The sequence below is a fragment of the Streptomyces chrestomyceticus JCM 4735 genome (assembly GCF_003865135.1).
In the GTDB taxonomy this organism is placed as follows: domain Bacteria; phylum Actinomycetota; class Actinomycetes; order Streptomycetales; family Streptomycetaceae; genus Streptomyces; species Streptomyces chrestomyceticus.
In genome coordinates this window covers 5,581,330-5,594,451 of the sequence record NZ_BHZC01000001.1, presented here as the reverse complement: position 1 = coordinate 5,594,451, position 13,122 = coordinate 5,581,330, and the positions used below count along the sequence as shown (strand labels likewise).

General features: G+C 72.8%; 10 protein-coding genes and 1 pseudogene. 3 read left to right on the top strand and 8 right to left on the bottom strand.

All coding sequences use genetic code 11. From position 1 onward, the window contains the following. Window positions 1-19: 19 nt before the first annotated feature. Together EJG53_RS24295 and EJG53_RS24290 are read left to right on the top strand one after the other, a co-directional pair. On the top strand, window positions 20-1,690 hold the full coding sequence (locus EJG53_RS24295; RefSeq protein WP_125046535.1) for a sodium:solute symporter family protein: 1,671 nt from the start codon (window positions 20-22) through the stop codon (window positions 1,688-1,690). A gap of 33 nt (window positions 1,691-1,723) precedes the next feature. Next, window positions 1,724-2,020, top strand: coding sequence for a hypothetical protein (locus tag EJG53_RS24290; protein WP_125046534.1), 297 nt, complete (start codon window positions 1,724-1,726; stop codon window positions 2,018-2,020). 9 nt (window positions 2,021-2,029) lie between these two features. Here the strand turns inward: EJG53_RS24290 and EJG53_RS24285 are convergent, their stop codons facing one another. The 8 genes and pseudogenes from EJG53_RS24285 to rsmI form a co-directional block, all read right to left on the bottom strand. Continuing rightward, window positions 2,030-2,746, bottom strand: a complete 717-nt coding sequence (locus EJG53_RS24285) for a helix-turn-helix transcriptional regulator (RefSeq protein WP_125046533.1) — start codon at window positions 2,744-2,746, stop codon at window positions 2,030-2,032. A gap of 236 nt (window positions 2,747-2,982) precedes the next feature. Next, window positions 2,983-4,785 carry an ABC-F family ATP-binding cassette domain-containing protein gene (locus tag EJG53_RS24280; RefSeq protein WP_125046532.1) on the bottom strand — a complete coding sequence of 601 codons (1,803 nt, stop codon included), beginning with the start codon at window positions 4,783-4,785 and terminating at the stop codon, window positions 2,983-2,985. A 155-nt stretch (window positions 4,786-4,940) separates the two neighbouring features. Next, window positions 4,941-5,846 (bottom strand): 4-(cytidine 5'-diphospho)-2-C-methyl-D-erythritol kinase, encoded by a 906-nt coding sequence (locus tag EJG53_RS24275; protein WP_125046531.1) that lies wholly within the window; start codon window positions 5,844-5,846, stop codon window positions 4,941-4,943. Continuing rightward, complete coding sequence (rsmA, locus tag EJG53_RS24270; RefSeq protein ID WP_125046530.1) at window positions 5,843-6,736, bottom strand: 16S rRNA (adenine(1518)-N(6)/adenine(1519)-N(6))-dimethyltransferase RsmA; 894 nt, start codon at window positions 6,734-6,736, stop codon at window positions 5,843-5,845. The genes EJG53_RS24275 and rsmA overlap by 4 nt, the downstream gene beginning before the upstream one ends. A 71-nt stretch (window positions 6,737-6,807) precedes the next feature. Continuing rightward, window positions 6,808-8,469, bottom strand: coding sequence for a resuscitation-promoting factor (locus EJG53_RS24265; protein WP_174856449.1), 1,662 nt, complete (start codon window positions 8,467-8,469; stop codon window positions 6,808-6,810). A gap of 124 nt (window positions 8,470-8,593) precedes the next feature. Next, window positions 8,594-9,469 (bottom strand): TatD family hydrolase, encoded by an 876-nt coding sequence (locus EJG53_RS24260; RefSeq protein WP_125046529.1) that lies wholly within the window; start codon window positions 9,467-9,469, stop codon window positions 8,594-8,596. Window positions 9,470-9,526: 57 nt separating this feature from the next. Continuing rightward, window positions 9,527-10,015, bottom strand: a complete 489-nt coding sequence (locus EJG53_RS24255; RefSeq protein ID WP_125046528.1) for a hypothetical protein — start codon at window positions 10,013-10,015, stop codon at window positions 9,527-9,529. 170 nt (window positions 10,016-10,185) lie between these two features. Continuing rightward, window positions 10,186-11,054: pseudogene (gene rsmI / locus EJG53_RS24250) on the bottom strand (16S rRNA (cytidine(1402)-2'-O)-methyltransferase). A gap of 152 nt (window positions 11,055-11,206) precedes the next feature. On the opposite strand from rsmI, the gene EJG53_RS24245 reads away from it, so the two are divergent. Continuing rightward, the gene (locus EJG53_RS24245) at window positions 11,207-12,934 is read left to right on the top strand and encodes a dolichyl-phosphate-mannose--protein mannosyltransferase (protein WP_125046527.1); all 1,728 of its coding nucleotides are present in this window, start codon (window positions 11,207-11,209) and stop codon (window positions 12,932-12,934) included. Window positions 12,935-13,122 lie beyond the last annotated feature (188 nt).

Genomic DNA, 13,122 nt, shown 5'->3' with positions numbered 1-13,122 from the left:
CAGAGAAGTGAGTGCCCCCATGATCACCTTGGCCGCAGGGCTACGGCTGCCCACCAACGGACTCGACTACGCGATTCTGGCCGTCTACTTCGCCGTCGTCCTCGGCATCGGCTTCGCCGCCCGGCGCAGCGTGAAGACCAGCCTGGACTTCTTCCTGTCCGGGCGGTCGCTGCCCGCCTGGGTCACCGGCCTGGCCTTCGTCGCCGCCAACCTCGGCGCCACCGAGATCCTCGGCATGGCCGCCACCGGCGCGCAGTACGGCGTCGCCGTCGTGCACTGGTACTGGATCGGCGCCATCCCCGCCATGGTGTTCCTGGGCCTGGTGATGATGCCCTTCTACTACGGCTCGCGGGTGCGCTCCGTACCGGAGTTCCTGCTCCAGCGCTTCGACAAGTCGGCACACCTGCTCAGCTCGGTGCTGTTCGCCTTCGCCGCCATCCTGATCGCGGGCGTGAACCTCTACGCCCTGTCGATCGTCGTGGAGGCGCTGCTGGGCTGGCCGCAGTGGGTGGCCATCGTGGTGGCCGGGGTGTTCGTCCTCGCGTACATCACCGTCGGCGGCCTGTCCTCGGCGATCTACAACGAGGTGCTCCAGTTCTTCGTCATCCTGGCCGCGCTGATCCCGATCTGCGTCATCGGTCTGAAGCGGGTCGGCGGCTGGGACGGGCTGACCTCGTCGCTGGACAAGAGCCACGGGCACAGCTTTTTGACGGCGTGGGACGGCACCGGTATCGGCGAGCCCAACGCGCTCGGCGCCAACTGGCTGACGATCATCCTGGGCCTGGGCTTCGTGCTCTCCTTCGGCTACTGGACCACCAACTTCGCCGAGGTGCAGCGCGCGCTGTCCGCCAAGAACCTCTCCGCCGCGCAGCGCACCCCGCTGATCGCCGCCTACCCGAAGATGTTCATCGCCTTCCTGGTGATGATTCCCGGCCTGGTCGCCGCGGTGGTCGTGCCGCAGATCGGCCACGAGGGTGCGGAGTTCACGTACAACGACGCCATTCCGCTGCTGATGCGGGACCTGCTGCCCAACGGTGTCCTGGGCATCGCGGTGACCGGTCTGCTGGCCGCGTTCATGGCGGGCATGGCCGCCAACGTCTCGTCGTTCAACACCGTCTTCACCTCCGACATCTGGGCGAAGTACGTACGGCCCGGCCGCGAGGACCGCTACTACCTGCGGTTCGGCCGCCTGGTGACCGCCGTCGGCGTGCTGTGCAGCATCGGTACGGCCTTCCTGGCCGCCAGCTTCAACAACATCATGGGCTACCTCCAGACGCTGTTCTCCTTCTTCAACGTGCCGATGTTCGTGGTCTTCATCATCGGCATGTTCTGGAAGCGGGCCTCCATGAAGTCCGGTGTGTGGGGCCTGGTCGCGGGCACCACCGCGGCGATGGTCAACTACTTCTGGATCTACAAGCAGGGCATCATCGCCATCCCCACCGACCAGGGCGCCAACTTCGTCTCCGCGATCGTCGCCTTCGTCGTCGGCGCCGTGGTGATGGTCGGTGTCACCCTGTTCACGCGGCCCAAGCCCGAGGCGGAGCTGGCCGGCCTGGTCTACGGCACCCGGTCCCCCGGCCTGGACGAGCCGCCCGCCGAGGGCGACGACGCGTGGTACCGCAAGCCGGCCCTGCTCGGCTGGGGCGCGATCGTCCTCGCCGCCCTCTGCTACGTCCCGTACTCCTTCTGACGCCCGCACCCCAGCCGAAGGAACGCACGCACCATGAGTGACTACCAGCACGAGGTCGAACTGGAGCGCAGGTCGGCCACGGCCGCCCGGCTCTTCGACATCCGGCTCATCATCGGCGGCCTGTTCACGGTCTACGGCGTCATCGTCACGATCGCCGGGTTCGCCGTCTCCGACGCGGACCTGAAGAAGGCCGAGGACATCAACATCAACCTCTGGACCGGCCTGGGCATGCTGCTGCTCGGCCTGTTCTTCCTGGCCTGGATCAAGCTGCGCCCGGTGGTCCCGCCGACCGCCGAGGAACTGGCGGCCCTCCAGGAGGACACCGACTGACCGCACGCGTCACGGCGGCGGGACGGCCTCGGCCCCCGCCGCCTCGCGCGCGGCCGCGCCCCGGGTCGCCGCCCGGTCCAGCAGCCCCGTACGGGCCGCCAGCGCCGCCGCCTCCAGCCGCGAGCCCACGCCCAGCTTCATCAGGACCCGCTGCACATGCGTACGGGCGGTGCTCGGCGCGATGCCCATCCCTGCCGCGATCAGCCGGGTGTCCTCACCCTCGGCGACCCGTACCAGCACCTCGACCTCGCGCGGCGTGAGCATCTGGAGCAGCCGGGCGCCCTCGTCGTCGGGCTGCGCCGCCGGATGCAGCAGTTCCTCGAAGGCTTGCTGGAGCAACTGCGGCGCGATCGCCGCCTCCCCGGCCCGCGCCTTCATCATGGCGCGTTCCACGCCCTCGATGCGCTCGTCGTGCCGTACGTAGCCGGAGGCGCCCGCGGCGAAGGCGGCCGCGATACCGCGCGGGTTGGGCACCGGGCCGAGCACCACGACGGCGACCTGCGGCCGCTCCTTCTTGATCCGTACGACCGGGTCGAAGGCGCCCGGCTCGGCCGGGGACGCGGTGCCCAGCAGGCACACTTCGGGCGCCCGGCTCACCACCAGATCCGCCGCCCCGGCACTCGGGGCGGCCGCCGCGAGCACGCGGTGGCCGCGCAGTTTCAAGGCCGAGGCGAGTGCCTCGGCGAGCAGTCGGTGATCGTCGACCACCATCAGCCGCACGCCCATTGCAGCAACCCCCCAAATTCCCCGGCGAGCCCAGCCCCCCGGCCCTCGCCAGGCCCCTTGCCCCCGGAAGCTACACGCTTGTTCGACGTTGCGCGCCCCTAAGGGGAAGAAGCCTGCCGTAATGCTGAAATCCCGGCCAGTCATGGTTGGTTACGCACAGTTTCTTGGCCGAATGTGACAGGAGAGGCGCCGGAGCCGATCGATCGCGGCCGGCTCCGGCGGTAGCGGCTCTTCCGCTACGCGTCCTCCGCCAGTTCCAGCCACCGCATCTCCAGCTCCTCCCGCTCGCCCACCAGCTCCCGCAACTGCGCGTCCAGCCCCGCGACCTTCTCGAAGTCCGTCGCGTGCTCGGCGATCTGCGCGTGCAGCTTCGCCTCCTTCTCGCCGATGCGGTCGAGCTGCCGCTCGATCTTCTGCAGCTCCTTCTGCGCCGCCCGCGTCACGGCCGCCGGCTTCTGCTTCGGCGCCTCCTGCGCCGGAGCGGGCGCGGGCGCCGCCGCGTCGATCACCTTCTGGCGCCGCTCCAGGTACTCGTCCAGACCGCGCGGCAGCATCCGCAGCGTCGCGTCGCCCAGCAGCGCGAACACCCGGTCGGTGGTCCGCTCGACGAAGTACCGGTCGTGGCTGATGACCACCAGCGAACCCGCCCAGCCGTCGAGCAGGTCCTCAAGCTGCGTCAGCGTCTCGATGTCCAGGTCGTTGGTCGGCTCGTCCAGGAACAGCACGTTCGGCTCGTCCATCAGCAGCCGCAGGATCTGCAGCCGCCGCCGCTCACCGCCCGACAGGTCGCCGACCGGCGTCCACTGCTTCTCCTTGGTGAAGCCGAACTTCTCGCAGAGCTGGCCCGCGGTCATCTCCCGGCCCTTGCCGAGGTCCACCCGCTCCCGCACCCGCTGCACGGCCTCCAGCACCCGCAGCGCCGGGTCCAGCTCCGCGACCTCCTGCGACAGGTAGGCCAGCTTCACGGTCCGGCCGACCACGATCTTCCCGGCCGCCGGCTGCGCCTCGCCCTCCGTACGCGCCGCCTCGGCCAGCGCCCGCAGCAGCGAGGTCTTGCCCGCGCCGTTCACCCCGACCAGGCCGATCCGGTCGCCCGGCCCGAGCTGCCAGGTCAGATGCTTGAGCAGCACCTTGGGCCCGGCCTGCACGGTCACGTCCTCCAGCTCGAAGACGGTCTTGCCCAGCCGGGAGTTGGCGAACTTCATCAGCTCGGCGGTGTCCCGCGGCGGCGGCACGTCCGCGATCAGCTCGTTGGCCGCCTCGATACGGAACCGCGGCTTGCTGGTGCGCGCCGGAGCGCCCCGGCGCAGCCAGGCCAGCTCCTTGCGCATCAGGTTCTGCCGCTTGGCCTCTTCGCTGGCGGCGATCCGCTCGCGCTCGGCACGGGCGAAGACGTAGTCGCTGTAGCCGCCCTCGTACTCGTGGACGTCGCCGCGCTGGACGTCCCACATCCGGGTGCACACCTGGTCCAGGAACCAGCGGTCGTGGGTGACGCACACCAGCGCCGACCGGCGTTCGCGCAGATGGCGGGCGAGCCAGGAGATGCCCTCGACGTCCAGGTGGTTGGTCGGCTCGTCCAGCACGATCAGGTCCTGCTCGGCGATCAGCAGCTTCGCCAGCGCGATCCGGCGGCGCTCACCACCGGACAGCGGACCGATCACGGTGTCCAGGCCCTGCCCCAGCCCCGGCAGGTCCAGCCCGCCGAACAGCCCGGTCAGCACGTCCCGGATCTTGGCGTTGCCCCGCCATTCGTGGTCCGCGAGGTCGCCGATGACCTCGTGCCGCACGGTCGCGGCCGGGTCCAGCGAGTCGTGCTGGGTCAGCACGCCGAGCCGCAGTCCGCTGTTGTGCGTCACCCGGCCGTCGTCGGCGTCCTCCAGCTTCGCGAGGATCCGGATCAAGGTCGTCTTGCCGTCGCCGTTACGCCCCACGACGCCGATCCGGTCCCCCTCATTGACACCCAGGGAAACACCGTCGAGCAGTGCACGGGTCCCGTACACCTTGCCCACGGCTTCCAGATTGACGAGGTTGACGGCCACACTTCACTCCATCGGTCGGGGTCCTCCCGACAGCCTAGTCCGGCCCCGGAGGCTTTTCCCCGCGTGCTTCCCGCGCGGGGAGTGCGGACCGGGGCGCCGCGCGCCGCGGGGGTGGCCGGGGCGCCGCACACGCCCCCTCCCCTCGGACGGCCGTCTCAGACGACCGTCGCGCCCGGCACCGGTCCCGCCGCCACCCGGGCGGCCCGGCAGGTGCCGGAGGTCAGCAGGGCGTCGGCCACCGAGGCGGCCGTGTCGGCGTCCTTGGTGAGGAAGGCCGTGGTGGGGCCCGAGCCGGAGACCAGGGCCGCCAGGGCTCCGGCGGTGGTGCCCGCCGTGAGGGTGGCGGCCAGCGACGGGCGCAGGGAGAGCGCGGCGGGCTGGAGGTCGTTGGCGAGGGCGGGGGCCAGGGCGGTCGGGTCGCCGGTGCGCAGCGCGTCGAGCAGGGCCGGGGACGCTTCCGGGGCGGGGACGCTCACGTTTTCGGTGAGGCGGTCGAACTCGGCGTAGACGGCCGGGGTGGACAGTCCGCCGTCGGCCACCGCGAAGACCCAGTGGAACGTGCCGCCCACCTCCAGCGGCGTCAGCAGCTCGCCGCGCCCACGGCCCAGCGCCGCCCCGCCCACCAGCGAGAACGGCACGTCGCTGCCCAGCTCGGCACAGATCGCGAGCAGCTCTTCGCGGGTGGCGCCGGTGCCCCACAGCGCGTCGCACGCCACCAGGGCGCCCGCCGCGTCCGCGCTGCCGCCGGCCATGCCGCCCGCGACGGGGATGTCCTTGGCGAGGTGCAGGTGCACGTCGGGCGCGATGCCGTGCCGGGCGGCGAGGAGTTCCGCGGCGCGGGCGGCCAGGTTCGTACGGTCGAGGGGGACGCGGTCGGTGTCCGGGCCGGTCGCGGTGACGCGCAGGGCGTCGGCCGGGGTGGCGGTGACCTCGTCGTACAGGCCGACGGCCAGGAAGACGTTGGCCAGGTCGTGGAAGCCGTCCGGGCGGGCGCCGCCGACGGCGAGCTGGACGTTGACCTTGGCGGGTACGCGGACGGTGACGGCGGGCCGGTCGGTCACGCGGCGCTCTCCTCGTGGACGGGCTTGTGCTCGGCGATGCGGGCGAACTCCTCGACGGTCAGCGCCTCACCGCGGGCCTGCGGCGAGACACCGGCGGCGACCAGCGCGGTCTCTGCGGCGGCAGCCGACCCGGCCCACCCGGCCAGGGCGGCGCGCAGCGTCTTGCGGCGCTGGGCGAACGCCGCGTCGACCACCGCGAAGACCTGGGCACGGCTGGCGGTCGTCTCGACCGGCTTCTCCCGGCGGACGAGCGAGACCAGTCCGGAGTCGACGTTGGGCGCGGGCCAGAACACGTTGCGCCCGATCGCGCCGGCCCGCTTGACCTCGGCGTACCAGTTGGCCTTGACCGACGGCACGCCGTACACCTTGTTGCCGGGCCGGGCCGCGAGCCGGTCGGCGACCTCGGACTGGACCATGACCAGGGTGCGGTCGATGGTGGGGAACGTCGCGAGCATGTGCAGCAGGACAGGAACGGCGATGTTGTACGGGAGGTTGGCGACCAGCGCGGTGGGCGCGGGTCCCGGCAGGTCCCGCACGAGCATGGCGTCACTGTGCACGAGCGCGAAGCGGTCGGCGCGGCCGGGCAGCCGGGTCTCGACGGTGGCGGGCAGCGCGGCGGCCAGCACGTCGTCGATCTCGACGGCGGTGACCCGGTCGGCGGCCTCCAGCAGGGCCAGGGTCAGCGAGCCGAGCCCGGGTCCGACCTCGACGACGACGTCGTCCGGCCGCACCTCGGCGGTACGCACGATGCGCCGGACGGTGTTGGCGTCGATGACGAAGTTCTGGCCGCGCTGCTTGGTGGGGCGGACGCCCAGGGCGGTGGCCAGTTCGCGGATGTCGGCGGCGCCCAGGAGGGGGCCGGGCTCGTCGGTGGGGCTGCTGTTGCTCACCCGTGCAGCTTACGGCGCCCCGGGCGGGGCGCGGCGACAGCGGCCGCCACGCCCCCGGGCCGGAGGGCCGCTCAGTCGTGCAGCTTGCGCCCGCACACCGGCCACGGGCTCGCGCCCCGGCTGATGTAGAGCTTCTTGGCGCGGTAGGTCTGCTCCCTGGCCGGGGCGTCCTGGGGGCGTCCGTTGCCGCCGAGTCCGCGCCAGGTGCCGGTGTCGAACTGGTAGAGGCCGCCGTAGGTGCCGGACGCGTCGACCGCGTCGGGGCGGCCGCCCGCCTCGCACTCGGCGAGCGCGCCCCAGTTCAGGTGGTCGGCCCCGTCCACGCTCATCGGCATCGGCTTGGTGCCGACGTGCACGATCCGGTCGCGCGGCTCGCGGACGACCTCCGAGCCGACCTTCTTGGGCTTCTGCTGGACGCCGTTGACCGTACGGATCTCGTAGGTCAGGCGGCGTACGCCGGGCTGTCCCTGGCGGACCACCGTCTCGGTGCCCTTGAAGAGCGTCGGGTCGGCCTGCTTGACGGTCTCGAACGGGATGGTGACCTCGCGGACCTTCTCGGCGCCGGTGATGCGCAGGACGGAGACGGTCTGTCCGTCGCGCGGGAAGGACTCGGGCGCCACCGAGGTGATGTCCTCGCCGCGCAGCACGATGCCCGCCTGGTCGAGTGCCTCGCTGACGGTGGCCGCGTTGGTGCGGACGGTGTGCTCGCGGCCGTCGGCGACGAAGGTGACGCTGCGTTCGGTGCGGACGTCGAGGTCGAGGCCATTGCGGCCGATGCGCTGGGCGGGGTCGGCGGACAGGTGGGCGCCCTCGGCGCGGACGCCGAGTTCGCGGAGCGCGCCGCCGACGGTCTCGGCGGTCGTCCAGACCTGGCGGCGTTCGCCGTCCAGGGTGAGGCGGACCGGCCGTCCGTAGCGGACGGTGATCTCGTCGCCGCTGGTCAGGGCGGCGTCGGCGGCGGGCTGGACGAGGTCGTGCGCGCCGACCGGGACGTCCTCGTCGGCGAGCAGGTCGCCGACGTCGGCGGCGAAGGTGTGCAGGGTGCGGGGTTCGCCGTCGACGTCGATGCGGACGGCCTTGTCGTGGGCGATGAAGGCGGAGGTGCCACCGGCCAGGAAGGCCACGACGAGGGCCTGCGGGAGCAGGCGGCGGCGGGTTTCGGTGCCGTCGGTGCCGCGGCGGTCGGTGGCGTTGAGCCGGCCGGTCATGCCGCGGCGGTGGGCGGTGCCTCGGGAGGCGCGGCGGGCGGCGGCCCGTCCTCCGGCGCGGGGGGCGGGGACGCCGGCCAGGTCGTCGCGCAGCGGGACCAGCGGCCCCTGGTGGGGTACACGCGCAGGCGCGGCGGCTGCGGGCGTCTCCCAGGTCTCGTCCGGGCCGGGCGGGTTCGCGGGGCCGCCCGGAGCTTCCTCCGGCTGCCAGGGGGTCTCGGTGTCACGCGCCGGGGCGGCCGGGGCGGGAGCGGTACGGCTGTCCCGCGCGGGGTCGTGCCGGTCGCCCGTTCCGTACGGGCTGTACGTCTCGTACACGTCGTACGGCCCGTACTCGCCGTACGCGCTGTAGCTCCCGTACTCGCCCTGCGTCCCGTATCCCCCGCGCGTCCCGTACGCCCCGTCGCCGTACGCGGCATACCTCCCGTACGGGTCGGGGTTCTCGACGGCTGCGTCACGCGGCGGCTCGGTGCTGGGTCCGTGTCCGCCGTGCGCGAGGTGGTGGCTGCCCTGCGAATGAGTCACGACGCTCCACGTGCCACGGGTCCGGGTGTGGCCCGGAATGTAGCGGAGCGCGGGTGACTCTCCAAAGCGGACCCGCTACACAGTGTCGTCGCGCTATTGTGCCGCGCCCGTCCTCGCGGGCCCGTCAGTAGGCGAAGGCGCGGGCCGTGTTCGCCGCGACGGCGCTGGCCAGGGCGTCCTCCGTCATTCCCTTGACCTCGGCCATGGCCCGCAGCGTGACCGGAATGAGATACGGGGCGTTAGGCCGTCCGCGGTACGGCGCGGGGGTGAGGAAGGGCGCGTCGGTCTCGACGAGCACCAGTTCGGGCGGGGCGACGGCGAGGGCGTCGCGCAGCGGCTGGGCGTTCTTGAAGGTGACGTTGCCCGCGAAGGACATGAAGTATCCGGCCTCGGCGCAGACCTTGGCCATCTCGGCGTCGCCCGAGTAGCAGTGGAAGACGACGGTGTCCGGCGCGCCCTCTTCGCGCAGGATCCGCAACACGTCGTCGTGGGCCTCGCGGTCGTGGATGACCAGGGCCTTGCCGTGCCGCTTGGCGATCTCGATGTGGGCGCGGAAGGAGCGCTGCTGGGCGGCCATGCCGTCGGGGCCGGTGCGGAAGTGGTCCAGGCCGGTCTCGCCGACGCCGCGGACGTGCGGGAGGGCGGCGAGGGCGTCGATCTCGGCGAGCGCGGCGTCGAGGGCGGCGTCCCCGCCGGCCTCGCGGGCGCCCTGCCGCGACCATCCGTCCGGGTCTCCGAGCACGATCCGCGGCGCCTCGTTCGGGTGCAGCGCGACGGTCGCGTGCACGGCCTCGTGCGCGGCGGCGGTCTCGGCGGCCCAGCGCGAGCCGTTCACGTCGCAGCCGACCTGGACGACGGTGGTCACGCCCACGGAGGCGGCCTTGGCCAGGGCCTCGGTGACCGTGCTCCCCTGCATGTCCAGGTGGGTGTGCGAGTCCGCCACCGGCACCCGAAGCGGTTCGGGCAGCGGCGGCGGCGCATCCTTGGTGCTCTTGCTCATGGCCGCGATCCTACGAGGGGCCGGTGACGGCCACCGGCCGGGACCGCGGCCGCCGGCTCACCTGCGGTGGTGCTGGAAGGGGTGCAGCAGGTCGGCGAGGTGCCAGTGGTGGCGCTCGCGGTGGCCGTCCGCGGAGGCACCGCCCTCAGTGGTGCTCTCGCTGTTCTCGCTCTGCTGCGGGACGGTTCCCGCGCCCGCGCCCGCGTTGCCCTCGGCGGCGCCCGCCGACGGCTGCTCGTACAGACTCGCGATCGCCTTGGAGACCATGGAGACCTGTCCGGCCCGCATGATGCGGACGACGTGCGCGCCGCAGTTCAGGCAGGTGGGCCGGGTCAGGGGGGAAGGCACGCGCTCGCCGTCCGCGTAGTACACACAGTGCGCGCGCCCGTCCGCGTCGACGTGGTGCGTTATCTCGTACGACTGCTCCCAGCCGTGGCCGCACCTCATGCACGCGAAGGCGTACGCCTCGTGTGCCGGGGGGTCGGCCGGGGGGATGGGGTGGGCGCCGGCGGTGATGCTGCCCGGCGTACGCGCGATGTCACTCATAGCCGCTCCTCTTGCCCGCTGGACAAGGTCTCCGGGGACGGACGTCCCACCTCCCAGTGGACGCCTTCCCCGGCGGTGGCGCAGCAAGGGCGGTTAGCTGTTGGCCCAGTTTTGGCGGGGGGCAGAGAATCGGCCCCGCTGCGCGGCCCGCGTTTTACCTTCCAGGCTAGTCATTTACCTTCCACCGGTCCCGTTCGCGCCGCATTCTTTGCCGCCACGACGGCATCGAACACCTCGCGTTTGGGAAGGCCGGTCTCGGCGGCGACGGCGGCGATGGCCTCCTTGCGGCGCTCCCCCGCCTCCTCCCTGACGTGTACGCGACGCACGAGCTCCTCGGGGCCGAGGTCCTGCGGGCCGGTCTCGGGGGCGCCCTCGACGACGATGGTGATCTCGCCGCGTACGCCGTCCGCCGCCCACGCGGCCAGCTCCTCCAGCGGCCCGCGCCGGACCTCCTCGTACGTCTTGGTCAGCTCGCGGCAGACCGCGGCGCGGCGGTCGGCGCCGAAGACCTCGGTCATCGCGGCGAGGGTGTCGTCGAGGCGGTGCGGGGCCTCGAAGTAGACGAGGGTGCGGCGCTCGTCGGCGACCTCGCGCAGCCGGGAGCGGCGCTCGCCGCCCTTGCGCGGCAGGAAGCCCTCGAAGCAGAACCGGTCCACGGGCAGGCCGGAGACGGCGAGCGCGGTGAGCACCGCGCTGGGGCCCGGCACGGCGGTGACCTTGACGCCGCGTTCGACGGCGGCGGCGACCAGCCGGTAGCCGGGGTCGGAGACCGAGGGCATCCCGGCGTCGGTGACGAGCAGGACGCGGGCGCCCGCTGCGAGGGCGTCGGCCAGCTCGGGGTGCGGGCCGCCTCGTTGCCTTCGAAGTACGACACGACGCGGCCGGTCGTGTGCACGCCGAGCGCCTGGGTCAGGCGGCGCAGCCGCCGGGTGTCCTCGGCGGCGATCACCTCGGCCGCCGCCAGTTCGGCGGCGAGCCGCGGCGGGGCGTCCGCGACGTCGCCGATGGGCGTCCCTGCAAGTACCAGCGTTCCAGTCACGCCCCCATCCTCCCAGCCGTACGGCGCGGCGCGTCCCGGTGGCGGCTGCCGCACGCGGCTCACCGGTCCCGTACGCCCCGCCCGTACCGGTCCTGCGGGCCCGGCCGCGCGGCCCCCGCGTTCCGCACAGACCGCTTCCCTACGATGGGCCGGTGACGAGTGACACCGCGACAGACGCAGACCGCGCCGAGGAGGAGGCCGCCGGGCAGCCCCGGCGGTGGCAGCGCAGGCTGCGCCGGTTCGGCTACGCCGGGCAGCCGCAGGCCGACGCCCGTGAGCGGCTGGTGCCGGCGTTCCCCGAGCCGGGGACGCGGGTGTGGACGGTCCTGGGCCTGGGCCCGGCCGCCGCCGGCCGGCTCGCGCGCTGGTCGGGCTGGGGCGGTCCGCTGCTGGTCGCGCTCTTCGCGGGCCTGCTGCGGTTCTGGAACCTGGGCAGTCCGGCGAAGGTGATATTCGACGAGACGTACTACCCCAAGGACGCCTGGTCGCTGCTCCGGTACGGCTACGAGGGCACCTGGGCGAAGAACGCCAACGACGCGCTGGTGGCGCACCCGCCGGAGATCCTGCTCTCGCCCGAGCACTCCTACGTCGTCCATCCGCCGCTGGGCAAGTGGATGATCGCGCTGGGCGAGTGGGCGTTCGGGATGAACCCCTTCGGCTGGCGGTTCACGGTGGCGCTGCTCGGCACCCTGTCGGTGCTGATGATCTGCCGCATCGGGCGCCGGCTGATGCGCTCCACGGCGCTGGGCTGCCTGGCGGGCGTGCTGCTGGCGGTGGACGGGCTGCACTTCGTGATGAGCCGTACCGCGCTGCTGGACCTCATCGTCATGTTCTGGGTGGTGGCGGCGTTCGGCTGCCTGCTGGTGGACCGCGACCGCACCCGGGCGCGGCTGGCGGCGGCACTGCCGGTCGGCACGGACGGGCTGGCCCGGCCGGACGAGACGGTGGGCGACCGGCTGCGGCTGGGGTGGCGGCCGTGGCGGCTGGCGGCGGGGCTGTGCCTGGGCCTGTCCGCCGCGAGCAAGTGGAACGGCCTGTACTACCTGGCGGCGTTCGCCCTGCTGTCGGTGCTGTGGGACATGGCCGCGCGGCGCACGGCCGGCGCCCGGCACCCCGTACGCGCGGTGCTGCGCCGGGACGTGGTGCCCGCGTTCGTCTCGACCGTCGTGGTGGGCATGGCCGCGTACCTGGTGACGTGGACCGGATGGATCGTCACCAAGGGCGGCTACTACCGTGACTGGGCCACCGCCACACCGGAGGGCCGGGCGGGCGGCTGGCAGTGGCTCCCGGACTGGCTGCGCAGCCTGTGGCACTACGAGACGGAGGTCTACGACTTCCACAAGGGCCTGTCCACGCCGCACACGTACCAGTCCAACCCCTGGAGCTGGCTGGTCCAGGGCCGTCCCGTCTCGTACTTCTACGAGGACCCCAAGATGGGGCACGACGGCTGCAAGGCGGCCGAGGGCTGCGCACGGGAAGTGCTCGCGCTGGGCACTCCCCTGCTGTGGTGGGCGGGCTGCTTCGCGCTCCTGTACGTGCTCTACCGCTGGCTGTTCAAGCGCGACTGGCGGGCGGGCGCCATCGCCTGCGGCATCGCGGCGGGCTACCTGCCGTGGTTCCTGTACCAGGACCGGACGATCTTCCTGTTCTACGCGGTGGTGTTCGTGCCGTTCGTGTGCCTGGCCCTGGCCATGATGATCGGCGCCGTCCTCGGCCCGCCGGGATCCAGCGAACGGCGGCGCGCGGTCGGCGCGGTGGGCGCCGGAGTCCTCGTCCTGCTCATCATCTGGAACTTCATCTACTTCTACCCGCTGTACACCGGACAGCCGATCCCCAAGAGCGCCTGGCACAACCGGATGTGGTTCGACACGTGGGTCTAGGGCACTGCTGACGGTCTCCGGGGGCACGTGGGCGGCGGGCGGTCCTCGTGCGGGTAGCCGGCGCATCGAGGGCCGATGGCGGGCCGTTTGGCGTCCGGCGCGCCGGACGGGGCACTCCTCCTCATGGGGCGGGGCGTCGTCGTCCCCCGTCACCCGGGCCCCGGGTACGACACGGCCGGGACCTGTAC

Coding starts and splice junctions, on each gene's coding strand:
- EJG53_RS24290 (WP_125046534.1), top strand. CDS start 1,724: ATGAGTGACTACCAGCACGAGGTCGAACTGGAGCGCAGGTCGGCCACG.
- EJG53_RS24285 (WP_125046533.1), bottom strand. CDS start 2,746: ATGGGCGTGCGGCTGATGGTGGTCGACGATCACCGACTGCTCGCCGAG.
- EJG53_RS24255 (WP_125046528.1), bottom strand. CDS start 10,015: ATGAGTGACATCGCGCGTACGCCGGGCAGCATCACCGCCGGCGCCCAC.
- EJG53_RS24260 (WP_125046529.1), bottom strand. CDS start 9,469: ATGAGCAAGAGCACCAAGGATGCGCCGCCGCCGCTGCCCGAACCGCTT.
- EJG53_RS24295 (WP_125046535.1), top strand. CDS start 20: ATGATCACCTTGGCCGCAGGGCTACGGCTGCCCACCAACGGACTCGAC.